This is a genomic window from Acidovorax sp. sif0632 (genome assembly GCF_019218805.1).
GTDB classification, from domain to species: Bacteria; Pseudomonadota; Gammaproteobacteria; order Burkholderiales; family Burkholderiaceae_C; genus Acidovorax; species Acidovorax facilis.
In genome coordinates this window covers 656,458-682,794 of record NZ_JAHUWW010000001.1, presented here as the reverse complement: position 1 = coordinate 682,794, position 26,337 = coordinate 656,458, and the positions used below count along the sequence as shown (strand labels likewise).

Annotated in this window: 31 protein-coding genes and 1 tRNA gene; 4 read left to right on the top strand and 28 right to left on the bottom strand. The window is 63.5% G+C overall.

Annotated features, from left to right (window positions below; all coding sequences use genetic code 11):
• Window positions 1-68 precede the first annotated feature (68 nt).
• Window positions 69-2,822 (bottom strand): preprotein translocase subunit SecA, encoded by a 2,754-nt coding sequence (gene secA, locus KW832_RS03065; RefSeq protein ID WP_218298712.1) that lies wholly within the window; start codon window positions 2,820-2,822, stop codon window positions 69-71.
• Between the two features lie 137 nt (window positions 2,823-2,959).
• Window positions 2,960-3,943, bottom strand: coding sequence for a M23 family metallopeptidase (locus KW832_RS03060; RefSeq protein ID WP_228898777.1), 984 nt, complete (start codon window positions 3,941-3,943; stop codon window positions 2,960-2,962).
• Between the two features lie 31 nt (window positions 3,944-3,974).
• Here KW832_RS03060 and KW832_RS03055 point away from each other — a divergent pair, with 31 nt between their 5' ends.
• Complete coding sequence (locus KW832_RS03055) at window positions 3,975-4,274, top strand: hypothetical protein (RefSeq protein WP_055399197.1); 300 nt, start codon at window positions 3,975-3,977, stop codon at window positions 4,272-4,274.
• A 46-nt stretch (window positions 4,275-4,320) separates the two neighbouring features.
• Here the strand turns inward: KW832_RS03055 and KW832_RS03050 are convergent.
• From KW832_RS03050 to petA, 6 genes are all read right to left on the bottom strand, one after another.
• A tRNA-Thr gene (locus tag KW832_RS03050) sits at window positions 4,321-4,396 on the bottom strand.
• A 51-nt stretch (window positions 4,397-4,447) separates the two neighbouring features.
• Entirely contained in the window at window positions 4,448-4,999 is a 552-nt protein-coding gene (locus KW832_RS03045) for a ClpXP protease specificity-enhancing factor (RefSeq protein ID WP_055399369.1), read from the bottom strand.
• A 48-nt stretch (window positions 5,000-5,047) separates the two neighbouring features.
• Window positions 5,048-5,659, bottom strand: coding sequence for a glutathione S-transferase N-terminal domain-containing protein (locus KW832_RS03040; protein WP_007854512.1), 612 nt, complete (start codon window positions 5,657-5,659; stop codon window positions 5,048-5,050).
• A 109-nt stretch (window positions 5,660-5,768) separates the two neighbouring features.
• On the bottom strand, window positions 5,769-6,527 hold the full coding sequence (locus KW832_RS03035; protein ID WP_055399199.1) for a cytochrome c1: 759 nt from the start codon (window positions 6,525-6,527) through the stop codon (window positions 5,769-5,771).
• A 19-nt stretch (window positions 6,528-6,546) separates the two neighbouring features.
• A complete protein-coding gene (locus tag KW832_RS03030) occupies window positions 6,547-7,959 on the bottom strand; it encodes a cytochrome bc complex cytochrome b subunit (protein WP_121422443.1) in 1,413 nt (470 codons plus the stop codon).
• A gap of 11 nt (window positions 7,960-7,970) precedes the next feature.
• Window positions 7,971-8,567 carry a ubiquinol-cytochrome c reductase iron-sulfur subunit gene (gene petA / locus KW832_RS03025; RefSeq protein ID WP_055399203.1) on the bottom strand — a complete coding sequence of 199 codons (597 nt, stop codon included), beginning with the start codon at window positions 8,565-8,567 and terminating at the stop codon, window positions 7,971-7,973.
• Between the two features lie 145 nt (window positions 8,568-8,712).
• Here petA and mscL point away from each other — a divergent pair, with 145 nt between their 5' ends.
• Window positions 8,713-9,144, top strand: coding sequence for a large conductance mechanosensitive channel protein MscL (gene mscL, locus KW832_RS03020; RefSeq protein WP_055399204.1), 432 nt, complete (start codon window positions 8,713-8,715; stop codon window positions 9,142-9,144).
• 182 nt (window positions 9,145-9,326) lie between these two features.
• Here mscL and pdxA read toward each other — a convergent pair whose 3' ends face one another.
• Together pdxA and KW832_RS03010 are read right to left on the bottom strand one after the other, a co-directional pair.
• The gene (gene pdxA, locus KW832_RS03015; protein WP_218298713.1) at window positions 9,327-10,355 is read right to left on the bottom strand and encodes a 4-hydroxythreonine-4-phosphate dehydrogenase PdxA; all 1,029 of its coding nucleotides are present in this window, start codon (window positions 10,353-10,355) and stop codon (window positions 9,327-9,329) included.
• Between the two features lie 94 nt (window positions 10,356-10,449).
• On the bottom strand, window positions 10,450-11,211 hold the full coding sequence (locus KW832_RS03010) for a Nif3-like dinuclear metal center hexameric protein (RefSeq protein WP_218298714.1): 762 nt from the start codon (window positions 11,209-11,211) through the stop codon (window positions 10,450-10,452).
• Window positions 11,212-11,333: 122 nt separating this feature from the next.
• Here KW832_RS03010 and KW832_RS03005 point away from each other — a divergent pair, with 122 nt between their 5' ends.
• Window positions 11,334-12,485, top strand: coding sequence for a S1C family serine protease (locus tag KW832_RS03005; protein ID WP_218298715.1), 1,152 nt, complete (start codon window positions 11,334-11,336; stop codon window positions 12,483-12,485).
• A 221-nt stretch (window positions 12,486-12,706) separates the two neighbouring features.
• On the opposite strand, the gene tatC is transcribed toward KW832_RS03005, so the two are convergent.
• From tatC to KW832_RS02920, 17 genes are all read right to left on the bottom strand, one after another.
• Window positions 12,707-13,501 carry a twin-arginine translocase subunit TatC gene (gene tatC / locus KW832_RS03000; protein WP_121422440.1) on the bottom strand — a complete coding sequence of 265 codons (795 nt, stop codon included), beginning with the start codon at window positions 13,499-13,501 and terminating at the stop codon, window positions 12,707-12,709.
• Window positions 13,502-13,563: 62 nt separating this feature from the next.
• Entirely contained in the window at window positions 13,564-14,025 is a 462-nt protein-coding gene (gene tatB, locus KW832_RS02995) for a Sec-independent protein translocase protein TatB (RefSeq protein WP_055399209.1), read from the bottom strand.
• 43 nt (window positions 14,026-14,068) lie between these two features.
• On the bottom strand, window positions 14,069-14,311 hold the full coding sequence (tatA, locus tag KW832_RS02990; protein WP_055399211.1) for a Sec-independent protein translocase subunit TatA: 243 nt from the start codon (window positions 14,309-14,311) through the stop codon (window positions 14,069-14,071).
• A gap of 106 nt (window positions 14,312-14,417) precedes the next feature.
• Window positions 14,418-14,774 carry a histidine triad nucleotide-binding protein gene (locus KW832_RS02985; RefSeq protein WP_055399213.1) on the bottom strand — a complete coding sequence of 119 codons (357 nt, stop codon included), beginning with the start codon at window positions 14,772-14,774 and terminating at the stop codon, window positions 14,418-14,420.
• A 164-nt stretch (window positions 14,775-14,938) separates the two neighbouring features.
• Window positions 14,939-16,003: a patatin-like phospholipase family protein gene (locus KW832_RS02980; protein ID WP_218298716.1), complete on the bottom strand. Its 1,065-nt coding sequence runs from the start codon at window positions 16,001-16,003 to the stop codon at window positions 14,939-14,941.
• The gene (locus KW832_RS02975; RefSeq protein WP_121422438.1) at window positions 15,996-16,382 is read right to left on the bottom strand and encodes a hypothetical protein; all 387 of its coding nucleotides are present in this window, start codon (window positions 16,380-16,382) and stop codon (window positions 15,996-15,998) included. Before KW832_RS02975 ends, KW832_RS02980 begins: the two co-directional genes overlap by 8 nt.
• Window positions 16,379-16,753 (bottom strand): phosphoribosyl-ATP diphosphatase, encoded by a 375-nt coding sequence (locus tag KW832_RS02970; RefSeq protein WP_218299085.1) that lies wholly within the window; start codon window positions 16,751-16,753, stop codon window positions 16,379-16,381. The genes KW832_RS02975 and KW832_RS02970 overlap by 4 nt, the downstream gene beginning before the upstream one ends.
• Before the next feature lie 20 nt (window positions 16,754-16,773).
• Complete coding sequence (gene hisI, locus KW832_RS02965) at window positions 16,774-17,172, bottom strand: phosphoribosyl-AMP cyclohydrolase (RefSeq protein ID WP_176889144.1); 399 nt, start codon at window positions 17,170-17,172, stop codon at window positions 16,774-16,776.
• 240 nt (window positions 17,173-17,412) lie between these two features.
• Window positions 17,413-17,988 carry a hypothetical protein gene (locus KW832_RS02960; protein ID WP_055399221.1) on the bottom strand — a complete coding sequence of 192 codons (576 nt, stop codon included), beginning with the start codon at window positions 17,986-17,988 and terminating at the stop codon, window positions 17,413-17,415.
• The gene (gene hisF, locus KW832_RS02955) at window positions 17,985-18,785 is read right to left on the bottom strand and encodes an imidazole glycerol phosphate synthase subunit HisF (protein ID WP_121422436.1); all 801 of its coding nucleotides are present in this window, start codon (window positions 18,783-18,785) and stop codon (window positions 17,985-17,987) included. The genes KW832_RS02960 and hisF overlap by 4 nt, the downstream gene beginning before the upstream one ends.
• 123 nt (window positions 18,786-18,908) lie before the next feature.
• Window positions 18,909-19,649: a 1-(5-phosphoribosyl)-5-[(5-phosphoribosylamino)methylideneamino]imidazole-4-carboxamide isomerase gene (gene hisA / locus KW832_RS02950; RefSeq protein WP_121422435.1), complete on the bottom strand. Its 741-nt coding sequence runs from the start codon at window positions 19,647-19,649 to the stop codon at window positions 18,909-18,911.
• A 65-nt stretch (window positions 19,650-19,714) separates the two neighbouring features.
• Window positions 19,715-20,392, bottom strand: a complete 678-nt coding sequence (hisH, locus tag KW832_RS02945) for an imidazole glycerol phosphate synthase subunit HisH (RefSeq protein ID WP_218298717.1) — start codon at window positions 20,390-20,392, stop codon at window positions 19,715-19,717.
• Between the two features lie 51 nt (window positions 20,393-20,443).
• Entirely contained in the window at window positions 20,444-21,082 is a 639-nt protein-coding gene (gene hisB, locus KW832_RS02940; protein WP_121422434.1) for an imidazoleglycerol-phosphate dehydratase HisB, read from the bottom strand.
• Entirely contained in the window at window positions 21,079-22,200 is a 1,122-nt protein-coding gene (gene hisC, locus KW832_RS02935) for a histidinol-phosphate transaminase (RefSeq protein WP_218298718.1), read from the bottom strand. The genes hisB and hisC overlap by 4 nt, the downstream gene beginning before the upstream one ends.
• Window positions 22,197-22,649, bottom strand: a complete 453-nt coding sequence (locus tag KW832_RS02930) for a PIN domain-containing protein (protein ID WP_121507442.1) — start codon at window positions 22,647-22,649, stop codon at window positions 22,197-22,199. Before KW832_RS02930 ends, hisC begins: the two co-directional genes overlap by 4 nt.
• Window positions 22,650-22,663: 14 nt before the next feature.
• The gene (locus tag KW832_RS02925) at window positions 22,664-22,888 is read right to left on the bottom strand and encodes a hypothetical protein (protein WP_015012682.1); all 225 of its coding nucleotides are present in this window, start codon (window positions 22,886-22,888) and stop codon (window positions 22,664-22,666) included.
• A 60-nt stretch (window positions 22,889-22,948) separates the two neighbouring features.
• Entirely contained in the window at window positions 22,949-24,403 is a 1,455-nt protein-coding gene (locus KW832_RS02920; protein WP_108497076.1) for a PLP-dependent aminotransferase family protein, read from the bottom strand.
• A 151-nt stretch (window positions 24,404-24,554) separates the two neighbouring features.
• Between KW832_RS02920 and KW832_RS02915 the strand changes: the two genes are divergently transcribed.
• Complete coding sequence (locus tag KW832_RS02915; RefSeq protein WP_055399235.1) at window positions 24,555-24,965, top strand: DUF2917 domain-containing protein; 411 nt, start codon at window positions 24,555-24,557, stop codon at window positions 24,963-24,965.
• Here the strand turns inward: KW832_RS02915 and hisD are convergent.
• Window positions 24,952-26,334: a histidinol dehydrogenase gene (gene hisD, locus KW832_RS02910; protein WP_218298719.1), complete on the bottom strand. Its 1,383-nt coding sequence runs from the start codon at window positions 26,332-26,334 to the stop codon at window positions 24,952-24,954. The genes KW832_RS02915 and hisD overlap by 14 nt on opposite strands.
• Window positions 26,335-26,337: the final 3 nt, after the last annotated feature.

The window sequence follows — 26,337 nt, the reverse complement described above, 5'->3', positions numbered from 1 at the left end:
ATTATCCGGAAAACCGTGGCACGCCAATGAAAACACGGGCCGAAGCCCGTGTTGTGTGGATCAGGAAATCAGGCGAGCTTGCCGTGGCACTGCTTGTACTTCTTGCCGCTGCCACAAGGGCAAGGATCGTTGCGGCCCACACGCATGCCCTCCGGCAGCGCCAAGTCCTGCGCCTGCGCATCCACCGTGGTTTCGACCTCGCCCGTTTCGGTCGGCGCGGTATAGGTCACGTTGGCAATGCTTTCGCCGCGGCTTTCCATCTCTTGTGCGGCCTGGTCCAGCTGCTCCTGCGATTGCACCTGCACAGTCATGAGGATCTTGGTGACTTCGTTCTTGACCTGGTCGATCAGCTGGCGGAACAGCTCGAAGGCCTCGCGCTTGTATTCCTGCTTGGGTTGCTTCTGCGCATAGCCACGCAGGTGAATGCCCTGGCGGAGATAGTCCAGTGCGGAGAGGTGGTCGCGCCAATTGGAGTCGAAGCTCTGCAGCAGCACCATGCGCTCGAACTGCGTGAAGTTCTCGCGCCCAACCTGCGCCACCTTGGCGTCAAACGAGGCATGGGCAGCGGCCAGCACCTTCTCCAGGATTTCATCGTCGGTGATGGCGCTGGCGCCCTGCACCACCTGCTGCAAGGCAATCGACACCTGCCATTCTTCAGCCAGCACCTTCTCTAGCGCGGCGAGGTCCCACTGCTCTTCCACCGATTCGGCGGGCACATACTGGCGCACCAGATCGGTCATGCAGTCTTCGCGCATGGCAGCGATCACGTCCGACAGGTCGGCCGCATCCAGGATGTCGTTGCGCTGCTGGTAGATCACCTTGCGCTGGTCGTTGGACACATCGTCGTATTCCAGCAGCTGTTTGCGGATGTCGAAGTTGCGGGCTTCCACCTTGCGCTGGGCCGACTCGATGCTTCGCGTCACGATGCCGGCTTCGATGGCTTCGCCATCGGGCATCTTCAGGCGGTCCATGATGGCCTTGACGCGGTCGCCCGCGAAGATGCGCATCAGGGAATCGTCCAGGCTCAGGTAGAAACGCGACGAGCCCGGGTCGCCCTGACGGCCCGAGCGGCCGCGCAGCTGGTTGTCGATGCGGCGGGACTCATGGCGCTCGGTCGCAATGATGCGCAAGCCACCCAGTTCCTTGACCTTCTCGTGATCGATCTTCCACTGCTCGCGCAACGCCGCCACCTTGGCAGCGCGCTCCGTTTCAGAAAGGGACTCGTCGGCCTCGATGGCCGCCACATCCTTTTCAATGTTGCCGCCCAACACGATGTCGGTCCCGCGACCTGCCATGTTGGTCGCGATGGTGATCATGCCCGCACGGCCTGCCTGGGCCACGATGTCCGCTTCCCGTGCATGCTGCTTGGCGTTCAGCACCTGGTGCGGCAAGCCTTCCTTGTTCAGGAGCTGGTCGATGATTTCAGAGTTCTCGATCGACGTGGTGCCCACCAGAACGGGCTGGCCGCGCTCGTGGCATTCACGGATGTCTTTGATGGCGGCTTCGTACTTCTCGCGCGTGGTCTTGTAAACGCGGTCCAGCTGGTCGTCGCGGCGGCTGGGGCGGTTCGGCGGGATGACCACGGTTTCCAGGCCGTAGATTTCCTGGAACTCGTAAGCCTCGGTATCGGCCGTGCCGGTCATGCCGGCGAGCTTGTTGTACAGGCGGAAATAGTTCTGGAAGGTGATCGAAGCCAGCGTCTGGTTTTCGGCCTGGATGTTCACGCCTTCCTTGGCTTCCACGGCCTGGTGCAGGCCTTCGCTCCAGCGGCGACCCGACATCAGGCGGCCGGTGAACTCGTCCACGATCACGATCTCACCGTTTTGCACCACATAGTGCTGGTCGCGGTGATACAGGTGGTTGGCACGCAGCGCCGCATACAGGTGGTGCATCAGCGTGATGTTGGCCGGGTCGTACACCGAGGCCCCCTCGGCAATCAGGCCCTGGCTGGCCAGGATGCGCTCAGCGCTCTCGTGGCCCTGCTCTGTCAGGAACACCTGGTGCGTCTTCTCGTCCAGCGTGAAGTCGCCAGGCTTGGTCACGCCTTCACCCGTGCGCGGGTCGGCTTCGCCTTCCTGGCGCACCAGCAGGGGCACCACCTTGTTCATGGCGATGTACATCGCTGTGTGGTCTTCGGCCTGTCCGCTGATGATCAGCGGTGTGCGGGCTTCGTCGATCAGGATCGAGTCCACCTCATCGACGATGGCGAAGTTCAGGCCTTGCTGCACGCGGTCCTGCGCTTCGTAGACCATGTTGTCGCGCAGGTAGTCAAAGCCGTATTCGTTGTTGGTGCCGTAAGTGATGTCAGCGCGGTAGGCTTCCTGCTTTTGCTCGCGCGGCATGTTCGGCAGGTTGATACCCACCGTGAGGCCCAGGAAGTTGTACAGGCGCCCCATCCACTGCGCATCGCGGTTGGCGAGGTAGTCGTTCACGGTCACCACGTGCACACCCTTGCCCGACAGGGCATTGAGGTACACAGGCAAGGTGGCGGTGAGGGTCTTGCCCTCGCCCGTCCGCATTTCGGAGATCTTGCCAAAGTGCAATGCCATGCCACCCAGCAGCTGCACATCAAAGTGCCGCATCTTCATGATGCGCTTGGAGCCCTCGCGCACCACGGCAAAGGCTTCGGGCAGGATGTCATCCAGCGATTCGCCCTTGGCCACGCGCTCCTTGAACTCCTGCGTCTTGGCCTTGAGCTGCTCGTCCGACAGCTTCTCGTAGTCGGGCTCCATCGCATTGATGCGGGTCACCGTCTTGCGGTACTGCTTGAGGAGCCGGTCGTTGCGGCTGCCGAATAGTTTGGTGAGGAAGTTGGTGGCCATGCGAACAGGACCGCCTGCCCCGCTGCAAGCAGCGCGTCAAGCGACCGAAATCCCTAAGATGAATTGAGTTCAGGTGGGTCCATCACCAAGGATTGCAAGCACTGCAATCCCGGGCCGTGAACACCGGACCCGCGATTTTACCTGCCTGCTGCAGGTGTGGCCGGCTGGCCGGGCGATGCGTGCGGCTGGATCGCCGCAACCTGCGCACCCGCAGCCGTGCCGCCAGCGCTGAGAAACTTCTGTGGGTCCTGGAAAACCCCTTGCACCAGCACCTCAAAGTGAAGGTGGGGACCGGTGGAACGCCCTGTGGTTCCCACTTCGGCAATCTTCTGGCCACGGCGCACGATGTCGCCCTGCTTGACCAAGGTGCGCGACGCGTGGGCGTAGCGCGTGACCAGCTGGTTGCCGTGGTCCACCTCGATCATGTTGCCGTAAGCCGGATGGTATTCCTGCGTCACGACTACACCCCCCGCAGCTGCCAGGATCGGTGTTCCGGTATCTGCCTGAAAATCCAGGCCCGTGTGCAAGGCCGACTGGCCGGTGATTGGGTCTACGCGCCAGCCAAACGCCGAGCCCGGCACCCGTCCGGTGACAGGTGCATGGGTAGGAATCATCTTCTTGCGGATGTGCTGATCAAAAAGGCGCGATTCGAGCACGGTCATCAAATCCACACGCTGGTTGGTCAGGCGCTCCAGCTCGTCAAGGGTGGATTGCAGTTCCTCCATGGAGAGATTGCGTGCACTGACCAACACCCCTCCACGACCATCGGACTTCTGGACATCGGCCGGCGCCATGCCTGCAAGGCCCAGCACGCGGTCGCCCAAGGATTCCAGCTGCACCATGCGAGCCTGCATCTCGCCAACGCGGCGGGCCATGGCATCCAGATTGGCACGCATGAAACGGTCCCGCTCTGCAAACTCGTCCTTGACGACCAGCCGTACCAATGACCCCACAATCGGCCAGCCTTCACGCGCGCCCTTGAGAAACACCCAGTGGTACAGCGTCGCAGCCACCAGCATGAGGCACAGCGACAGCAAGAGCCCTGCCAGGATCAGGCGGGTGCCCGACAAGTGAATGGCCCGGCTGCGCGCCAGCCTGGCGTCCGTGATAATCAGATGCACTACGAATTCTCCACGCCCGAAGACGCACACCATGAACCGCCGCCACTACGCCGTCACCCTGCAGCAAGCCAGCGAGGACTCTCCCACGCTGGCCAAGCTCACAGCGCTGACACGCGACTCCAGTGATCGGCTCAAGGCCATTGAAATGCTGATTCCTGCGGCGCTGCGCCCAGCGATCCAGGCCGGTCCCATCGATGGTGACTCCTGGTGCCTGCTGGTCAAAAGCAATGCCGCCGCGGCAAAAATACGCCAACTGCTGCCTGCTTTGCAGGCGCATTTGCGCAGCCGGGGGTGGGAGGTTAACGCGATTCGCCTGAAAGTTCAAACCTGACGGTCAACGCCAGGATCAGGGAATGCGGTGAGGAACAGGAGAAAACTGGTGCCGGTTGTCGGAATCGAACTGACGACCTACCGCTTACAAGGCGGGTGCTCTACCAACTGAGCTAAACCGGCGAAGGCTGCATTTTATCGTGGAAAAAGCAGCCTCAAAAAAACAAGGGGCGGTTATTTCACCCGCTTGAGCGATGGCCGAGCACCACCCGCAGCCGGAGGTGGTCGCGGTGCGTCACCCCCTTCGTCGCCATCTTTCCTGCCGTCATCCGCAGACACCAACTGCACCACGCGGTCCTCGGAAGTTTGCGCTCCACTCGCAGCAGTAGCATCTTCGGAAGACACCGCTTCTGCCAGCATAGGCGCGATGGCCCCGGCAGCAGCCGCACCACCAGCCAGCACATCCACCGGGGGCGGAAACGCCATACCCTGCCCGTTTTCACGGGCATAGATGGCGATCACCCGCCCCACCGGCACGAGGATCTCACGCGGCTTGCCGCCAAACCGGGCCTTGAACTCGATGAAATCGTTGCCCAGTTGCAAGGCGCTCGTCGCATCAAAACTGATGTTCAGGACGATCTCACCATCCTTCACGTATTCACGAGGCACCTGCACCGAGTCATCGACACGCACCGCCACATACGGCGTCAGCCCGTTGTCGGTGCACCACTCGTACAAGGCACGAATGAGGTACGGGCGTGTGGACGTGGATTCCTGTGCGGTCATGAAGGTGAAAGGCAACTGCTGTGAATAGGGAACGGGGCAGGCCGCAAGTTACTTGCGCATGACCTTCTCGGATGGGGTCAACGCCTCGATGTACGCAGGGCGCGAGAAGATGCGTTCTGCATACTTGAGCAGCGGAGCTGCATTCTTGCTGAGGTCGATGCCATAGTAGTCGAGGCGCCACAGCAGCGGGGCAATGGCCACGTCGAGCATGGAGAAGTTGTCGCCCAGCATGTACTTGTTCTTGAGGAACACAGGAGCCAGCTGCGTCAGGCGGTCACGGATGTGCGCACGCGCCTTTTCCAGCGCCTTTTCGTTGCCCTTGGTCGCGCGCGACTCCAGGATGTTCACGTGCACGAACAGCTCCTTCTCGAAGTTGAGCAGGAACAGGCGCACACGGGCGCGGTCCACGGGGTCGCCGGGCATCAGCTGGGGATGGGGGAAGCGCTCGTCGATGTACTCGTTGATGATGTTCGACTCGTACAGGATCAGATCGCGCTCGACCAGAATGGGAACCTGGCCGTAGGGGTTCATCACGCTGATGTCTTCGGGCTTGTTGTACAGGTCCACATCGCGGATTTCAAAGTCCATGCCCTTTTCGAACAGGACAAAACGGCAGCGGTGGGAGAAGGGACAGGTCGTACCCGAGTAAAGCACCATCATGGTGGGAGGCTCCTAAAAATCAAAAGAGTGGGACGCCAAAAGCGCCCACTCTGCAAAAAAACCAAGGCACCCCGAAGGGTGCTTTCAATGGATATGACTGCTGCGCGCGTTACTTCACATCTTTCCAGAAGGCTGCGTTGAGCCTCCAGGCAATCACCGTGAACACACCCAGGAAAATCAGCACCCAGACACCCACGCGCTTGCGGGTGTTTTGCGCGGGTTCTGCCATCCATTGCATGTAGTTCACCAGGTCACCCACGGTCTGGTCGTACTGCAGTGGGGTCATCAGACCAGGCCTGACCTGCTCCCAACCCTTGAAAACCTGGGTCTTGTGGCCATGGCTTTCGTGCTCTTCAAACACTGGGCGGCGATCACCCTGCAGCTCCCACAACACGTGGGGCATGCCCACGTTGGGGAACACGAGATTGTTCCAGCCGGTCGGCTTGGTTTCGTCGCGGTAGTAAGTACGCAGGTAGGTGTACAGGTAATCCGCACCCGAACCACCGGCGCCAGCACGCGAACGGGCGATCACGGTCAGATCGGGGGGATTGGCACCAAACCAGGCCTTGGCCTGCTTGGGATCAATCGCCGCCTTCATGGTTTCGCCGACCTTGTCCGTAGTGAACAACAGGTTGTCCTTGACCTGCTGATCGGTCAAACCGATGTCTTTCAGGCGATTGAACCGCATGAACGCTGCAGAGTGGCAATTCAGGCAATAGTTGACGAAAACCTTGGCGCCATTTTGCAGCGAGGCCAGATCGTTCGTCTTGACGGGGGCCTTGTCCAGCGGAATGCCACCGCCCGCAGCCAGTGCAGAGCCAGCAGCCAGACCCAGGGCGGCCACCAACGTGAGGATGATTTTCTTCATTGTTGTTATCTCCTGGGGCTCAGTGCGCCACAAAGGTCACGCGGTCGGGCACGGCCTTGGCCTCGCCAATACGGCTCCACCAGGGCATCAGCAGGAAGAACCCAAAGTAGAACAGCGTACCCACCTGCGACACACGTTCGCCAATGGGCGAAGGGGGTTGCACACCCAGATAGCCCAAGATCAGGAAGATGATCACGAACACGCCATACAGGTACTTGTGCCAGTCGGGACGGTAGCGGATCGACTTCACCGGGCTGTGGTCCAGCCAGGGCAGGAAGAACAGGATGATCACGGCACCACCCATCACCACCACACCCCAGAACTTGGCGTCGATCGACAGCATCAGCACCACCGCCACGACGGCGGCACCGGCGATGCCGGCCTTGATGAAACTTGGCAACTTGGCCTTGAACACACCAAAGGCAGCACCCGCAAGCACACACAGCACCAGAACGTACATCATCTCGGTCGTGATGGCACGCAGCATCGAGTAGAACGGTGTGAAGTACCAGACCGGCGCGATGTGCAACGGCGTCACCAGCGGATCGGCCGGGATGAAGTTGTTGTACTCCAGGAAGTAGCCACCAAACTCAGGCGCAAAGAACACCACGGCCGTGAACGCCATCAGGAACATGCTCAGCGCGAAGATGTCGTGCACCGTGTAGTAGGGATGGAAAGGCACGCCATCGAGCGGCTTGCCATTGGCATCCTTGGGCGCCTTGGGGCCCTTGATTTCCACGCCATCAGGATTGTTGGAACCCACGTCGTGCAACGCCAGCAAGTGGGCCACCACCAAGCCGAGCAGCACCAGCGGGACAGCGATCACATGGAAGCTGAAGAAGCGGTTCAGCGTCGCATCGCCCACCACAAAGTCGCCACGGATCAGCAGCGCCAGGTCAGGGCCGATGAAGGGAATGGCAGCGAACAGGTTCACGATCACCTGGGCGCCCCAGTACGACATCTGGCCCCAGGGCAGCAGATAGCCCATGAAGGCCTCGGCCATCAGGCACAGGAAGATGGCGCAGCCGAAGATCCAGACCAGTTCGCGCGGCTTGCGGTAGCTGCCGTAGATAAGGCCACGGAACATGTGCAGGTACACCACCACAAAGAACGCTGAGGCGCCTGTGGAGTGCATGTAGCGGATCAGCCAGCCCCAGGGCACATCGCGCATGATGTACTCGACCGAAGCAAACGCCAGGCTGGCGTCGGGCTTGTAGTGCATGACCAGGAAGATGCCGGTCACGATCTGGATCACCAGCACAACGAGGGCCAGCGAGCCGAAGATGTACCAGAAGTTGAAGTTCTTCGGAGCGTAGTACTCCGACATGTGCACCTTGTAGGCGTCAAAAGCGGTCGGGAAGCGGTTCTCGAACCAGTTCGTGACCTTGGCGCCTGCCGAGGCGTTGGGGGAGATTTCCTTGAATTCAGCCATGTCGATTTACCTCAGGCCTTCTTGTCTTCGCCGATCAACAGCAGCGTGTCGGACAGGTACATGTGCGGCGGCACTTCCAGGTTGTCAGGCGCCGGCTTGTTTTTGAAGACCCGGCCAGCCACGTCGAACGTGGAGCCGTGGCAGGCGCACAGGAAGCCACCGTGCCAGTCGTCTGGCAGCGAGGGCTGTGGGCCGGTCTGGAACTTGTCTCCGGGCGAGCAACCCAAGTGGGTGCAGATGCCCACGCCCACAAACACTTCCGGCTTGATCGAACGGTGCTGGTTCTTGGCGTACTCGGGGGTGGGGTACGTCTTGCGATCCGACTTGGGATCGGCCAGCTGCGATTCCGTCTGAGCGAGAGACTCCAGCTGCTGGGGAGTGCGCTTCAGGATCCACACGGGCTTGCCACGCCATTCAACGGTCAGCTTTTCGCCGGGCTGAAGGGCGGAGATGTCCACCTCTACAGCGGCACCGGCCGCTCTGGCTTTTTCCGAAGGCTGAAAACTACTGACGAAAGGCACTGCAACTGCCACTCCGCCAGCGGCACCGGCACATCCGGACGCAATCAGCCACGTCCTTTTACTGGTGTCGACTGGTGTGTCACTCATGGGGATCCTCGGTAAACATCGCTATTGTTGGGTCAACCGCGAATTGTAGCGGAGTGAAAATGGTTATTTCAAAGTGGGTGACTGTCTTGACAGGGCACCGCGCCGGGCAATACTCCGGCATCACCATTCAAACAAGGAGCACACCATGGGGATGATGCAGGAGTTCAGGGAGTTTGCGGTCAAGGGCAATGTGATCGACCTTGCCGTCGGCGTGATCATTGGAGGGGCGTTCGGCAAGATTGTGGATTCGGTCGTGTCCGACCTGATCATGCCGGTGGTGGGGCTGGTGTTCGGCAAACTCGACTTTTCCAACCTCTTCGTGGTACTGGGCTCCGTGCCACCGGGCACGGCCATGACGCTCGATGCCCTCAAGAAGGCGGGCGTGCCGGTGTTTGCCTATGGCAACTTCCTGACCGTGGCCGTCAACTTCATCATTCTGGCGTTCATCATCTTCATGATGATCAAGCAGATCAATCGCCTCAAGCGCGAAGCCCCTGCGCCAGCCCCCGAAGCCCCAGCCGCGCCCGCCGAAGACATCGTCCTGTTGCGCGAGATCAGAGATAGCTTGAAAAAATAACGCCCCTTTGAGTCGCTACGCGCCTTCCCCCTGAAGGGGGACGCCGCCAGCGCGGCGGAGTGGCCCTTGCGCGATGGCTGCTGGCTCGGGGCGCGCCAGTTTGAAGCCCCATCCCTCAACAATCCGCTATCGAATTGATAGTTTTTTGTTTTTGCGCTTAGCCACAGCGCCATGGGACTGTTTCATCCACAAAGGGTCCGCGCCATGCGCACGGCCTCGATGAGGCTTGCAGCATCGGCAATACCCTGCCCCGCTATGTCAAACGCAGTGCCGTGGTCGGGGCTGGTGCGCACCAGGGGCAGGCCCAGGGTCACGTTCACCCCCTTGTCCACCCCGAGGTACTTCACCGGGATAAGCCCCTGGTCGTGGTACATGGCAATGACCACGTCGAACTCTCCAGCGCGATGGGGCGTACTGCGCGCGCGCATGAACACCGTGTCGGGAGCGAAGGGGCCCTGCACATCCAGCCCCTGCGCGCGCGCAGCGGCGATGGCCGGCGCAATCACCTCGGCTTCCTCGTTACCGAACAGCCCGCCCTCGCCAGCGTGGGGATTGAGCCCCGCCACCGCGATGCGCGGCGCCCGCCCCAGACTGCGCACCAGGGCAGCGTGCGTGATTTGCAACGTCTGCAGGACGTTGTCCGTGGTGACCGCCGCAATGGCATCGCGCAGCGACATGTGGATGCTGACCAGCACCGTGCGCAGCTCGTCGCTGGCGAGCATCATGCGCACGGGCATTTGCGCCAGCGATACCCCCTGGTGCGCGGCGGCCTCGACCTGCAGCAGCTCGGTGTGGCCCGGAAACGCCACGCCCGCTGCCGCCAGGGCCTCCTTGTGCAAGGGCGCCGTGACCAGCCCCGCCACCTCGCCCCGCAGCGCCGCGCGGGCGGCCCAGACCACGCTGTCTGCGGCAGCACGGCCAGCGGCGGCGCTAACCTGCCCCCAGGGCTGCGGGCCAGGAATGCCTGGCAACTGCAACACCGGAACACAGCGGGGCGGCACGTCCAGCACATCGGCGGGCACAGCAATCTGTGCCACGGGTACCCTGGGCACGCCGGGCCGCACAATGGCCTGGGCCGCACGCCGCAAGGTGGCGACATCGCCCACCACAAAACAGCCGTGCATATCGGCCGAAGCATCGCGAAAGGCCTTGGCCACGATTTCGGGGCCGATGCCGGCGGGATCACCCTGGGTAATGGCGAGAGGCTTCATGGAAGTTTGATTTCAGATAAAAAGTGACCCTAGCGCTTTATTTACAAGCGCAAGTAGCTATTATTTTTATAGCTAAAACCCAGGCTACCAGCGATCAGGCAGGATTGTCGATCTCGATGAATTGGTGGCCCAGACCCAACTGCCCTGCAACCTGCGCCGCCACCGCAGGCGCCCCATAACGCTCGGTCGCGTGGTGCCCTGCTGCGATAAAACCCACCCCCATCTCGCGGGCCAGATGCGCCTGGGGCTCGGAAATCTCGCCGGTGATGAACACGTCGGCCCCAGCCGCAATCGCCGCCTCGAAATAGCCCTGAGCGCCTCCTGTGCACCAGGCCACGCGGCAGACTGGCCGCTGCGCAGTAGCGCCTTCCGGCGGCACCCAGGTGACGGCACGGCCCAGGGCCTGCGCGACATGGTCTGCCAGGGCCCGCCCATCGGCAAACGCGGCAGGCCCGGCAAAGCCCAGATCGTTCTCGCCAAACCGCGCGTCGGCCACGAGCCCCAGCACCCGGCCTAGCTGGGCGTTGTTGCCCAGTTCCGGGTGGGCATCCAGCGGCAGGTGGTAGGCAAACAGGTTGATGTCATGCGCGAGCAGCAACTGCAAACGCTGCTTCATCCAGCCCGTCACCCGGCCGTCTTGCCCGCGCCAGAACAGGCCATGGTGCACGAAGATGGCATCCGCTTGGGCAGCAATGGCCGCGTCGATCAGGGCGCGGCTGGCCGTCACGCCGCTGACGATGCGGCTGATCTCGGCCTTGCCCTCCACCTGCAAGCCGTTGGGGCCATAGTCCTTGAAGCGCTCGGGTTGCAGCAGGCTGTCAAACGCCTGCAAAAGTTCGGTGCGGGAAATGCTCATGCAGCTATTGTCGCGCGTGGCCCACGCCCACACATGGGGGACAATGCTTTTCTCCGGGAGGCAGCCGTGGCATGCGCACCGCCCGCCACCCCTTCTCCAGCCCATCACCTGTACAGAATTTCATGAAACGCATCTGGCTGTTGTTCTCGCAGGCCGTCACGGTGTTCGTTGCGGCCTACTTCGTTGTCGCCACCCTGCAGCCGAGCTGGCTGGGCCGCGGCGCCACCACACGCTCCGGCGCTGGCATTGCGCTGCTCGAAGCACCCCCTACCCCGGCCAATGCGCAACCTGCCGCAGGCAGCTTCAGCGCTGCGGCGCGCCAGGCGGCGCCGGCGGTGGTCAGCATCAACACCAGCAAGGCCGTGCGCCATCCGCGCAGCAACGACCCCTGGTTCCAGTTCTTCTTTGGCGACCAGGGTGCCCAGGCGCAGGCCGGGCTGGGCAGCGGGGTGATCGTGAGCCCCGACGGCTACATCCTGACCAACAACCACGTGGTGGAGGGCGCCGACGAGATCGAAGTGACGCTGACCGACAGCCGCCGCGCCCGCGCTCGCGTGATCGGCACCGACCCCGACACCGACCTGGCCATCCTCAAGATCGAACTCGACAAGCTGCCCGTCATCGTGCTGGGCAACTCGGACGTACTCGCCGTGGGCGACCAGGTGCTGGCCATCGGCAACCCGTTTGGCGTGGGCCAGACGGTGACCAGCGGCATCGTGAGCGCGCTGGGCCGCACACAGCTCGGGATCAACACCTTCGAGAACTTCATCCAGACCGATGCGGCCATCAACCCTGGTAACTCGGGCGGCGCGCTGGTGGACGTGAATGGCAACCTCATGGGCATCAACACGGCCATCTACTCGCGCTCGGGCGGCAGCATGGGCATCGGCTTTGCAATCCCCGTGTCTACGGCCCGCATGGTGCTGGATGGCATCGTGCAGGACGGCCAGGTCACACGCGGCTGGATTGGCGTGGAGCCCAACGAACTCTCACCCGAGCTGGCAGAAACCTTCGGCGTGAAAGCCACCGAGGGCGTGATCATCACCGGCGTGCTGCAGGACGGCCCCGCCGCCCAGGCGGGCATGCGGCCCGGCGATGTGATCGTGCGGGTTGAAGGCAGGAAAGTGAGCAATGTGTCCGAGTTGCTGACCGCCGTGGCGGGGCTCAAGCCCGGCACTGCGGCACCATTCAACGTGCAGCGTGGCGACAAGATGGTGGAACTGAGCATCAACCCCGGCGTGCGCCCCAAGCCTCAGCGCAATGTGAGACGGTAAGCCCCCCGAGCCGCTGCGCGTTTTCCCAAAGGGAGACGCCTCCAGCGGCCTCGCAAAGCCGGTTCCGCGGTGGCACTGGTATTGGGCACGCGCCAGTTTTTAGGGGCTGCGCGCAGAACACTGCGACATGGCCGCTGATGCAACCCGTCAGCTATTAAAAATATAGCTTGGAGCGCTTATCCAACAAGCGCTAGAGCTCATTTTCACGAGAAACTCAACCTTCAGGCGTTGGAGGCGGGCTCGCTACCCTCTTCCGGGGCTTTGGTGTGCTTGATGAAGATCTGCGCCGCCCAGATGCCCACCTCGTACAGCAGACACATGGGGATCGCCAGCGACAGCTGCGACACCACATCGGGCGGCGTGACGATGGCAGCGATCACAAAGGCGATCACGATGAAATAGCCACGAAACTCCCGCAGCTTCTGCACGCTCACGATGCCCATGCGGGCCAGCACCACCACGGCAATCGGCACCTCGAAGGACAAGCCAAACGCCAGGAACATCGACAGCACAAAGCTCAGGTAGGCCTCGATGTCTGGCGCGGCGGTGATGCTCTTGGGCGCAAAGCTCTGGATAAACGCAAACACCTGGCCAAACACCAGGTAGTAGCAAAACGCCACCCCGATGAAGAACAGCAGCGTGCTGGAGATCACGAGCGGCAGCACCAGCTTCTTTTCGTGCGAATACAGGCCCGGCGCCACAAAGGCCCACACCTGCCACAGCACAAACGGCAGTGCCAGCAAAAAGGCCGACATCAACAAGATCTTGAGCGGCACCATGAACGGCGAGATCACCGACGTGGCGATCAGCGTGGCGCCCTTGGGAAGGTGGGCCACCAGCGGCGCCGCCAGAAAGTCATACAGCGCGCCAGGGCCAGGGAAGAAGAACAAAATCGCCGCCGCAATCGCGATGGCAATGATGGCCTTGACCATCCGGTCGCGCAGCTCCATCAGGTGCTGCACAAACGGCTGCTCGGTACCGGCCAGCTCGTCTTCTTTGGAAGGGGTTTCGGACATGTTGGGTTTTCGTGGGCGTCAGGGCCGCCCATGCAGCGCGCGGTGCGCTGGTGGCTGCTGCATCAATGGAATTTACGGGGACGGAAACGCGCCACACGGGCCGCGCCGGACTGTGCCTTGGTGCGCACACCGCTTCGGGCCTTGTACCACTGGGGCACCGCACCCCGCTTGAGGCGCCAGTTCTTGCCGGGGTGTTTGTAAGCCGGCACGACGGCGGTCTGGTCCTGCAACGCCGAGCTGGCGGTGTCGGTAGCCTCGGCCCAGTCCTTTTCGAACTCGCTGGCGCTGGTCTGGATGGAGTTGTGCACATCGCGTGCGGCGTTCTCCACCGTGTCCTTCATTTTCTTGAGCTCGTCGAGCTCCATGGACCGGTTGACCTCGGCCTTCACATCGGACACGTAACGCTGGGCCTTGCCCAGCAGGGTGCCCACCGTGCGGGCCACACGGGGGAGCTTCTCGGGCCCGATGACTATAAGAGCCACCGCGCCGATCAGCGCCATCTTGGACAGGCCAATATCAATCATGGATCAAGAGCAAAGCGTGCGGGTGCCAGCGGGAACAGCCCGCTCAGCTCTTTTGCTTGGCTTCGACATCGATGGTGGTCTTGTCGGTCGCAGGGTTGTTGGCAACCTGGCCCGCGGGTGGGGTGGTGGTGGCAGCCGCGTCGGCCGAACCGTCTTTCATGCCGTCCTTGAAGCCCTTGACGGCGCCCCCGAGATCGGAGCCCATGTTCTTGAGCTTCTTGGTGCCGAACACCATGACGACGATCAGCAGCACGATCAGCCAGTGCCAGATGGAAAAAGAGCCCATGGAATATCTCCTAACGAATTGCAATCATTTTAGACGGGGGGCGTGACAGGAGTTCACAGCCCAAGCAGAACTGCGGGAATCTCCCTGCACGACCCGTCAGCCTGGTTCAGCCTTTGAGCCACGGACGGGGACCGCCCATCACATGGATATGGAGGTGGTGGATTTCCTGCCCACCTTCAAGCCCCGTGTTTACCACGACGCGAAAGCCACCCTCCGGGTACGGGTTGCAGCCCTGCTCCATTGCCAGCTTCGGCGCCAGCGCCATCATGCGCCCCAGCACACCCGCGTGTTCCTCGGTGACCTGCGCCATCGAAGGGATATGCAGCTTGGGCACCATCAGAAAGTGCACCGGCGCCCAGGGGTGGATGTCGTGGAAGGCGAAAATTTCTTCGTCTTCATAGACCTTTTTCGAAGGAATCTGGCCTGCGATGATTTTGCAGAAGAGGCAGTTCGGATCGTGCATGAGGAAAATGTCAGTACAAAATTAACAGGTCACCAAGCGCTGCTCGCCATCCAAAGCGGTCGCAACCGGCGCGCGCGAAGCCAGTGCCACCGTGGAACTGGCTTTGCCAGGCCACGGGTGGCGTCCCCCAAGGGGGAAGGCGCCGTAGGCGGCACAGGGGGGCTTCATGTATTTTCAGCGATATTGATGGTGGGCCGCACACCCACATCCTTGCGGTGCGCGTGCAGCCATTCCTGCCCGGCCGTGCGGCCGAGGGCGAAAAGCTTGCGCACAAAGGCCATGTCTGCACGGGCCTTGCTGTCGGCGCCAAAGGGCGCCAGCACGGCGCCGCCGTCGATGCGGTGCATGCGGACGCTTTTGTAGCGTCGCGCATCCAGCTTGCCCTCAGCCAGCAGACGGCGCACGAACTCGATGGCGCGCAACTCGGCCAGCAGGCTGGCATTGAAGGTGACTTCGTTCATGCGCTCCATGATTTCCTGGCCTGAGTGGGGCAGATCCAGATGTTCGATGGGGTTGATCTGCACAAGCAGGATGTCGGAGGTCTCGGTCTGATAGATCAGCGGGTGCAACGCAGGGTTGCCCGAATAGCCGCCGTCCCAGTAATGCTCACCGTCGATTTCCACGGCCTTGAACAGCGCTGGCAGGCAGGCCGACGCCATCACGGCATCCGCGCTCAGCCGGGGGCCAGAGAAGATTTCGCCGCGCCCGGTGCGCACGTTGGTGGCGCACACAAACACCTTGGGCCCGTCCGCCGCAGCGCTGGCGCGGCGCACAGTGCACAGCAGGTCAAAGTCCACCTCGCGCTCCAGCAGGCGGCGCAGCGGATTGATGTCGAGCGGATTGGTCTGGTAGGGCGAGAGCCACTGGCGCATCAGCCCCATCATGGGGTTGGCGGCCGACAGGGGCGAGCCCCACATCAGGCTGCCCAGCGTGCCCACGCCCTCCCACAGCCGGGTAAGCGTTTGACGCGCCTGGACGCAACCCGCCAGGTGCGCTTCGTGCGGGTCTTTGTACTCCTGTGCGGCTTTGGCAAAGCCGTGCGCCATGGCCACGGCATTCATCGCGCCAGCACTGGTGCCGCTCACGCCATCAAACTGCCACTGGCCATCCTCCAGCAAGGCATCCAGCACACCCCAGGTGAGCGCACCGTGGGAGCCCCCACCCTGCAGGGCCAGGTTCAGCCGTGGCAGGGATGACAGGTGCGACAGGGACGCCGTCGGTTCAGGCATCCACCGCCTGGTTCTTGCTCATGGCCAGCATGCCGCGCACGATGCGGTACAGGAACCACAGCGAGATCAGCCCCCAGGCAATCCAGCCCGGCGCAATCAGCAGCAGCCACAGGGGCGCGGTCACCACATACAGAACACCAGCCCAGATCGTCGAGCGGATGCGCCAGGAGAAATGATTGGCCTGCCAGGTGCCCTCGGCATCGCTGCGCTTGACCAAGTCAATCACCAGCGCAATGACCAGCAACAGCGCACTGGCCTGCGCGCCTGGCAGCACAGCCCCCACGGCCACGATGAGGTGCAGCACATAGCTGACCCAGCCGATGTTCTTCAGGCCCTGGGCCTTTTGCTCATTGCTTTGAACGTCGATGATGTCGTTCATGGGGCCCCTTCTTCGGCAGTGCGCGCAACGGCCTTGCGCAAGGCTTTTTCCTCGATGCCGCTGGTGCCCTCGCGGCGCTCCAGCTCGGTCAGTACATCGGCAGGCGTGAGGCCATAGTGGGCCAGCGCCACCATGGAGTGGAACCAGAGGTCGGCCACTTCGTAAACCAGCTTGGACTTGTCGGCGCCGTGGTCCACATCCTTGGCCGCCATGACGACTTCGGTGGCCTCCTCGCCGATCTTCTTCAAGAACGCATCCGGCCCCTTGTGCAGCAGGCGCGAGACATAGCTCTTGTCGGGATCGCCGCCGTTGGCAGGCTTGCGGCTTTCAATCACATCGGCAAGGCGTGCGAGGGAATCGTTGGAACTCATGGTCTTGTCGTCCATTGCCATTACTTGTAGATGGATTCAGGGTCTTTCAAGACCGGATCGACCGCGTGCCAGGCTCCGTCCTTGAGCACACTGAAAAAACAGCTGTGGCGGCCTGTGTGGCAGGCGATACCCGGCTCGTGGCCGAGCTGGGTGACCTTGAGCAGCACCACATCGTTGTCGCAGTCCAGGCGGATCTCGTGCACGGTCTGCACGTGGCCGGACTCTTCGCCCTTGAACCACAGCTTCTTGCGCGAGCGGCTGAAGTACACGGCGCGGCCGAGTTCTGCCGTCTTGGCAAGGGCCTCGCGGTTCATCCAGGCAAACATCAGCACGTCGCCCGTGCCCTGCTCCTGCGCAATCACGGGCACCAGGCCCTGCGCGTCCCATTTCACTTCGTTGAGCCAGTTCATGGGCGGGATTGTCGGTGATTTGAATGACCAGCCCGCCTGCCGGGCGAGCGGTTTTGAGGTCATTTTTGCCTCTAGCGCTTATCCATCAAGCGCTAGCAGCTATCAAAATGAGAGTTCAATGAAAAACCAGATGCATCGTCGGGCAGCTTGCAGCCAATTGCAGCACTGCGCAGCGCGTAAATCTGACTACAAAAACAATAGCTATCAGCGCTTTCACACTCAGCGCAAGAACCACTTTTGGTCAAATATTTACTTCGCCACGGTCAAAAACACCCACTTGCGATCCCAGTTCTTGCGGCCCAGGTACTTGATGGCAAACGCATAGCGCCCCGGGGGCAGAAAATCCTGCGTAAGGGTTTCCTGCTGCGTCACCACGGGCTGGCCATTCACGCGCACGCTTTGCTGCGCTACCAGCTCCGATTCGCTCTCCAGATCTTGGCCGTCGAGGGCATAGACGGTGACATCGGGCTCTTCCTTCTCATCGCCCACCAGCGGCAAACCCAGCGTGTTGGCGCGGGTTTCCACGTCCAGCGCCAGCGTGCCCAACACGGGTTCGCGCACGATCCAGTGCACGTCACGTACATTGCTGTTCAGCGTCTGGAGCAGGGCCTTGAGCTTTTCAAATTCGGCCTTGTCGGCAATCACCTCCACCGGCTTGCCGCCGATGGTCGCGTCAAAGCAGCGGCCGATGCGGTGCACACAGGGCAGGCGCTCAGAAAAACTCGCATACGACGGGGGCGGCACCTGCTGCGCCGCAGCGGGCAGTGCCGTGGCCGCCAGGGCCACCACCAGCGCCCAACGCGCGCCCGCGAATGGCGTCGTCACAGACGCACCGGAATGCCGCGCTCGGCCATGCGGGCCTTGGCCTGGCCCACGGTGTATTCGCCGTAATGGAAGATGCTGGCGGCCAGCACCGCGTCGGCACCACCAGTCTGGATGCCGTCGGCCAGGTGGTCGAGGTTGCCCACCCCGCCCGAGGCGATCACGGGCACGCTCACCGCATCGCTCACTGCGCGGGTCAGCTCCAGGTCAAAACCCGCCTTGGTGCCGTCGCGGTCCATGCTGGTCAGCAGGATTTCGCCCGCACCGCGCTGCGCCATCTCGGTGGCCCAGGCAATGGCGTCCAGGCCGGTGTTCTTGCGCCCACCGTGGCTGTACACGTCCCAGCCCGCACCCACGGGCTGGCCGTTGGCACCCAGGCGCTGCGCATCCTCGGCCGAGCGACGCTTGGCGTCGATGGCCACCACGATGCACTGAGCACCGTACTTGGCAGACACGGCGTTGATGACGTCAGGGTTGGCAATCGCGGCCGAGTTGAAACTGGTCTTGTCGGCGCCAGCATTGAGCAGCCTGCGCACGTCTTCCACAGTGCGCACGCCGCCACCCACGGTGAGTGGAATGAACACCTGGCTGGCCACGGCCTCGATGATGTGCAGGATGAGGTCACGGCCATCGCTGGTGGCGGTGATATCGAGGAAGGTGAGCTCGTCAGCGCCCTGCGCGTTGTAGCGCGCGGCAATTTCGACCGGGTCGCCTGCGTCGCGCAGCTCGACGAAATTGACGCCCTTGACCACACGGCCTCCGGTGACGTCAAGACAGGGAATGATTCGTTTTGCGAGCATGTCCGTGAGCGATTCGTTGATTAGGCGCTACCGAGGCCAGCAGACGCCGTGGAACTGGCTTCGCCAGGCCACTGGCGTCGTCCACTGGGGGAAGCGGCGAAGCCGCTCAGGGGGTGATCGGTTTCAGCCGTTCAGTTCGTCGGCACGCGCTTGCGCCGCAGCAAAGTCCAGGTCGCCGCTGTAGATGGCGCGGCCGCAGATCACACCTTCGACGCCTTCGCTCTCCACCGCGCACAGCTGCTCGATATCGGTCATGTTCGACAGGCCGCCCGAGGCGATCACGGGGATGCTCAAAGCCTGGGCCAGCTTCACCGTAGCGTCGATGTTGATGCCCGAGAGCATGCCGTCGCGGCCGATGTCGGTGTAGATGATGGATTCGACGCCCCAGTCCTCGAACTTCTTGGCCAGGTCCACGACCTCGTGGCCGGTGAGCTTGCTCCAGCCGTCGGTAGCGACCTTGCCGTCCTTGGCGTCGAGCCCCACGATGATGTGGCCGCCGAAGGCGCTGCAGGCGTCTTTGAGGAAGCCAGGGTTCTTGACCGCAGCCGTGCCGATGATCACGTAGCGCAGGCCGCCGTCGATGTATTTCTCGATGGTGTCCAGGTCGCGGATACCGCCGCCCAACTGCACGGGAATGTCGTCGCCCACCTCTTTCAGAATGGACTTGATGGCGCTGTAGTTCTTGGGCACGCCCGCAAACGCACCGTTCAAGTCCACCAGGTGCAGGCGGCGTGCGCCGGCATCCACCCATTTGCGCGCCATGGCGGCGGGGTCTTCACCAAAGGTGGTGGATTGGTCCATATCGCCTTGCTTGAGGCGTACGCAGTGGCCGTCTTTGAGGTCGATGGCGGGGATGAGCAGCATGGTGGTGAAGTTCGGGTGAAAAAGGGCGAGACGCAGCTCGGCCCGAACGGGTGGCGGTTAAGGGATCAGGGATTCCAGTGCAGAAAATTGCGGTACAGGGCCAGGCCGTGCTCCGCGCTCTTCTCCGGGTGAAACTGGGTAGCAAAAATATTATCGCGTGCAATGGCGGCGGCGAACAAACCGCCGTAGTCCGTTTGCCCTGCGCAGTGGGCAGGATTTTGCGGCACGGCGTAGAAACTGTGCACAAAGTAAAAGTAGCTGCTGTCCGGCACGCCAGCCCACACCGGGTGCACGCCACCGCCGTGGTGGGCGTGGGGCATCTGCCGCACCTGGTTCCAGCCCATCTGGGGCACCTTGAAGCGGCTGCCGTCAGGCTGGGTGCGGCCTGCCAGGTCGAACTTGAGCACGTCGCCAGGGATGAGGCCCAGGCCCGGCGTATCCCCCTCGGCGCTGTGGTCCAGCAGCATCTGCATGCCCACGCACACGCCGAACATTGGCTTGGTGGCAGCGGCTTCGAGCACCGATTCCTGCAGGCCGGACTCGCGCAGCTCGCGCATGCAGTCGGGCATGGCGCCCTGCCCTGGCAGCACGATGCGCTGGGCGGCGCGCACGTCTTCGGGGCGCTGGGTGACGACCACGGTCCAGCCCGTGCCCTCGGCGGCGGCCTGCACGGCCTGCGACACCGAGCGCAGGTTGCCCATGCCGTAGTCCACGACCGCCACTGTTTTTGCTTCCATATTCATAGCTACTAGCGCTTATCCATCAAGCGATAGCGCCTGATTTAACCCAAAATTTCACAACGAACCCTTGGTGGAGGGGATGACACCGGCCGAGCGCGGATCGCGCTCTAGCGCCGCGCGCAGCGTGCGCCCGAACGCCTTGAAGATGGTCTCGCACTGGTGGTGTGCGTTGACGCCCTTGAGGTTGTCGATGTGCAGCGTGACGCCCGCGTGGTTCACAAAGCCCTGGAAGAACTCGAACACCAGTTGCGTGTCGAGCTGGCCGATGCTGCCGGAGGTGAACTTCACATCCATGTGCAGCCCGGGGCGGCCCGAGAAATCCACCACCACACGCGACAGCGCTTCGTCCAGCGGCACATAGGCATGCCCGTAGCGGCGGATGCCTTTCTTGTCGCCCACGGCGCGCGCAAAAGCCTGGCCCAACGTGATGCCCACGTCTTCCACGGTGTGGTGGCCGTCGATGTGCAGGTCACCCTCGCAGTCGATGTCGAGGTCGATCAGCCCATGGCGGGCGATCTGGTCGAGCATGTGGTCGAAGAAGCCGATGCCGGTGTGCAGCTTGGCCTGGCCGGTGCCGTCGAGGTTGATGCGCACACTGATGCGCGTTTCGGCGGTGTTGCGGCTGACCTCGGCGATGCGGTCGGCCATCGGGTCGGCCGATGGGGCGGAAGGTACGAGTGCGGAGGAAGTCATAGGGAGGCTTGGAGTGCGGCCAGCATCTGCGCGTTGTCTTCGGCATTGCCTACCGTCAGGCGCAGGCAGTTGGCCAGCAATGGGTGCATTGTAGAAACGTTCTTGACGAGCACCTTGCGGTTTTTCATACCCTCGTAGGCCTTGGCGGAATCCGCCACACGGATCAGCACCATGTTGGCCTCGCTGTCCCAGCACTTTTCGACTCCCGGCATCTGGCGCAGGGCTGCGATGAGCGTGGTGCGTTCGACACGGATCTCGGCGGCCTGGGCGGCGAAAACCTCGGCATGTTCCAGCGCAAACAGGGCGGTTTCGCAGTTGAGCACGCTCACGTTGTAGGGCGGGCGCACCTTGTCGATCTCGCTCACGAACGCCGAGGGCCCGATGAGGTAACCCAGGCGCACGCCTGCCAGGCCAAACTTGCTGAGCGTGCGCATGAGCAGCACGTGCGCATTGCGCGCAGGCTCGGCACGCATGCGGTCGATCCAGGTGCGGCTGGCAAAGGGCTGGTAGGCCTCGTCCATGACCACGATGCCACCCTGTGCGCCCGCGGCGTCGATGATGCGCTGCACTGCGCCCTCATCCCACAGCGTGGCCGTGGGGTTGTTGGGGTAGGCGATGTAGATGATGGCGGGGTTGTGCTGCGCGATGGCGGCCAGCATGGCGGGCTCATCCAGCTCGAAGTTGGGCGTGAGCGGCACGCCGACAAAGTCCAGGCCCTGCAGCTGCGCAGACAGCGGGTACATCACAAAACCCGGCATGGGCGCCAGCATGGTGGCGCGCTGGCCCGTGCCGGGCTGTGCGCAGGCCAGGGCCAGCAGGGTGATGAGTTCGTCCGAGCCATTGCCCAGCACCACGCCGTAGCCCTCGGGCATCCCGGCGTATTTCGCGAGCGCCGCCTTCAGGTCCAGCAGGCGGTCGCCGGGGTACCGGTTGAGTGCCACCGCACCCAGGCGCTGGCCCAGCGCGGCCTGGAGGTGCGCGGGCAGGCGGAACGGGTTCTCCATCGCGTCCATCTTGAGCATGCCGGTGGAGGGCTGCACGCCGTAAGCGTGCATGGCGCGCACGTCGGGGCGGATACGGGCCAGGGCTTGGAGAGGAGACGACGCAGGAGTAGTCATTCGGTGGTGTCCAGTTCGTTGGGGGTGACAAGAAAAGGGTTGATCGGCCGCACGGCGTCCATCGGCTGGTCGTGTGGCAACGCTTCGGTGAGCAGGTAGCGGCAGCCCTGCTGATGGGCGGACGAGAGGATGAGCGCATCCCAGTAGCCCAGGCGGTAGCGGTCCTGCAGGTCCCAGGCGCCGTCCACCGTGTAGGAGTCGAGGTGCGGCGGCAGCCACACGCGCAGGCGGCGCACCTGGGCGCGCACCTGCTGCAGCACGTGGGGGCCATCAAAACGCTGGATGGCCTGGTTGTACAGCTCGTTGAGCACCTGCGAGCTGATGCGGCCGCTGCGCGTCTGCCAGCAAAAGCTGATCCATTCACGCGCCCGCGCCTGGCGCCCGGTATCGCGGTCGTCCACGCTGGCGAGCAGGATTTCGGTATCGACAAAGATGGGGACGGTGGCCATGCGTTTTGCCCCGTTCAGCGCAGAAACAAGGTTTCGCGCGGCACATAGGGCCCGCTGGAGGCGCCCCAGCTCTCAAACCCCAGCGCCTCGCGCATGGCCTGGGCGTAAGCGTCTTCCTGGCGCATCTTTTCGGCCAGCCATTCACCGAGCAGGCGCGAGACGCTGCTGCCGCGCTTGGCGGCTTCCACGCGGACCCATTCGGCAACGGTGTCGTCCATGGTCACGGTGATGTTTTTCATGGACTAAATATTACACGAACTTCGTGTACCACGAACTTCGTGTTGATTAAAACACCACAATCAAGCCGCCTTGCGCTGTGCCCCGCCCTGCAGCATCTGGCACGCCATGTCACCCACGGTGCGCAGCGCCTCCAGATGGGCAGGCGACCAGTCGCCGCCCACGCCAATGCGCAGGCAGTTGCGGAACCGCCCGCTGGCGCTGAACACCGTGCCGGGTGCGATCAGGATCTGCCGGGCCAGGCAGGCCTCGTGCAGTTGCACGGAATCGAGCGCGCGAGGCAGCTCCAGCCACAGCAGCAGGCCGCCGGGCGGGTCACTCACGCGCGTACCCTGCGGGAAGTGCGCGGCAATCACGTGGCGCACCTCATCCATGCGCGCCGCCACGGCCGCACGCAGCTGGCGCATGGCGGCGGCGTGGCCCGTCTGGGTGATGAGGTCGGCCAGGGCCAGCTCCAGCACGGCGGACTGGCCACCCGCCTGTAGGTCCTTGATGGCGCGCAGCTTGTCGGCCCAGCGGCCGGCCTCCAGCCAGCCCAGGCGCAGGCCCGGCGCCAGCGTCTTGGAGAACGAGTCGCACAACATCACATGGCCTGTGGTGTCGTACGACTTGACGGTGCGGCGCATCTCGTCCACCTCGACCAGATCGTTGTAGATCGCGTCCTCGATGACCGCCATGTCGTGCCGCGCCGCCATCTGCACCAGGCGCCTGCGCTCGGCCTGGGGCATGCAGCTGCCCAGCGGGTTGCTGAGCGTGGGCACCACCATCACGGCCTTGACGGGCTGGGTGTCCAGCGCGAGCTGCAGCGCATCAAGAGACAGTCCGTTGCGCGGGTGGGTGGGAATCTCCAGCGCCTTGAGGTGCAGGCCCTGCAGCACCTCCAGAAACGAAAAATGCGTGGGTGACTCCAGCGCCACCACGTCGCCCGGCTGCGTCACCGCGCGCAGGCACAGCGCAATGGAGTCCATGCAGCCGCCGGTGATCACGATGTTCTCGGGGTCCAGGCTGCAGCCCAGGCTGACGGCATAGCGCGCCAGGGCGCGGCGCGCGTCCTCATGGCCCGACGAACCGGGGTAAGTGCACAGCAGGTTGCGGTGGCGCTGCGCGGCGCGCACCACGGCGCGGCGCACGCGGTCGGGGTTGAACAGCTCGGGGCCGGGCGTGCCGCTGCTGTACGAGATCATGTCCACCGGCTGGTTGCGCCCCAGGATACGCTGGCCCAGCCAGTCCACCGACACCTCGCGCGGGCGGCGCATCGGGCGCGGTGTGCTGGGCTCGGGCAGGCTCACCGGCCGCGCCGCCACAAAAAAGCCGGAGCGCGGGCGCGCGGTGATCAGGCGCGCATCTTCGAGCCAGTGGTAGGCCTGCACCACCGTGGTCTGCGCCACGCCGTGCTGGCGCGCCAGCTCACGCACCGAGGGCAGCTTTTCGCCGCGCGCCAGGGTGCCGTTGCGGATCAGCTGCGCAAGCTGTTCGGCGATTTGAAGGTACAGCGGGGGTGCGTCATCGGTGGCCATGCTGCATTCTGTACTGGCACTCTGTTCGATAGACAGTACAGAGGCATCCCAGTACGACCAGTACAGATGGGTTGGTTTGCTGTTCTGTACTGGCCCAGATTGTGCAGGCCTGTGGCTGGTGGCGCATCGCAGGTGGCCGCACAGTGAAGGCATGAACACGCTGCACACCCCCACCCCACCGTCGCCCACGCTGCCCAGCCAGCCTGCGGTTCCTCTCACGCTGCAATGGAAGCGCCAGCCGCTGCCGCCCTTGCAGGCTGTCCAGGTGCTGGACTTCCGCGCAGGCGACATTGCCCTGCTCGAAGTCGAACAAGGCCGCGTCTGGGTGACCTGTGATGGTCTGCTGGAGGATTACTTTCTGGAGGCCGGCCAGCGCCTGTCCTTCACCGGACCCGTGCGACTGCGGGTCAGTGCCGAAGGCCACCGGCCCGCGCGGCTGAACTGGGCACAACACCGGGCGGTGGCAGGAGCCGCCTGTCCACCTGCACCCGCCGCATCTCAGCCCAAGGCGTCGGCACCCACACAGGGTGCCCTGCCCCGGGGGGCGATCAGCGCGGCTTAACTCCAGCTTTGAGCCGCATCTCGGCCGCCTGCGCGTGGGCCTGCAAGCCCTCGCCGTAGGCCAGCTCGGCGGCGATGGTGCCCAGCACCTGGGCACCAGCTTCGCTCACTTCGATGATGCTGCTGCGCTTCTGGAAGTCGTACACGCCCAGCGGGGAGGAGAAGCGTGCCGTGCCGCTGGTGGGCAGCACGTGGTTGGGGCCTGCGCAGTAGTCGCCCAGGCTTTCGGAGGTGTAGGCCCCTAGAAAGATCGCGCCCGCGTGGCGCAGCAGCGGCTCCCAGCGGTGTGGGTCGGTGCTGCTCACTTCCAGGTGTTCCGGTGCGATGCGGTTGCTGATCGCGCAGGCTTCTTCCATGTCCTTCGTCAGGATCAGTGCGCCCCGGCCGGTGAGGCTCTTGGCGATGATCTCGGCGCGCGGCATGGTGGGCAGCAGGCGGTCGATCTCGCGCTGCACGGCGTCGAGGTAGGCGGCGTCGGGGCACAGCAGAATGCTCTGGGCCAGCTCGTCATGTTCCGCCTGGCTGAAGAGGTCCATGGCCACCCAGTCGGGCGGTGTGGTGCCATCGGCCAGCACCAGGATTTCGCTCGGGCCCGCGATCATGTCGATGCCCACGGTGCCGAACACGCGCTTCTTGGCGCTGGCCACATAGGCGTTGCCGGGGCCGGTGATCTTGTCCACCTTGGGCACGGTGGCCGTGCCGTAGGCCAGCGCGGCCACGGCCTGGGCGCCGCCGATGGTGAAGGCGCGGGTCACACCGGCCACGTAGGCGGCGGCCAGCACCAGCTCGTTGCGCTCGCCCTTCGTCGAGGTGCCCTCACCCGAGCCGCCGGTCGCCACGCTGCCGCGTACGGGCGTGGGCACCACCATGATGATTTCCTGCACTCCCGCTACGTGGGCTGGGATGGCGTTCATCAGCAGGCTCGACGGGTAGGCGGCCTTGCCGCCGGGCACGTAGATGCCCACGCGGTCCAGCGGCGTGACCTTCTGGCCCAGCAGAGTGCCGTCCTCGTCGCGGTAGCTCCAGCTCTCTCCCGACGCCTTCTTCTGCGCCTCGTGGTAGCTGCGCACGCGCTTGGCGGCTGCCTGCAGCGCGTCGCGCTGGGCCTGGGGGATGGCGTCAAACGCGGCCTTGAAGTCGGCCTGGGTCAGCTCCAGCGCGGCCATGTTCGGTGCCGAGAGGCCGTCGAAGCGGGCGGTGTATTCCAGCACCGCCGCATCGCCGCGCTTTTGCACGTCGGCCAGGATGTCGGCCACGCGCTGCTCGATGGCCGCGTCGGTGTCGGCAGACCAATGCAGGCGGGCTGCAAAATCAGCCTCAAAAGTGGCCGCAGCGGTGGACAGACGGGCGGGAGCAGCTACCAAAGTCATAGT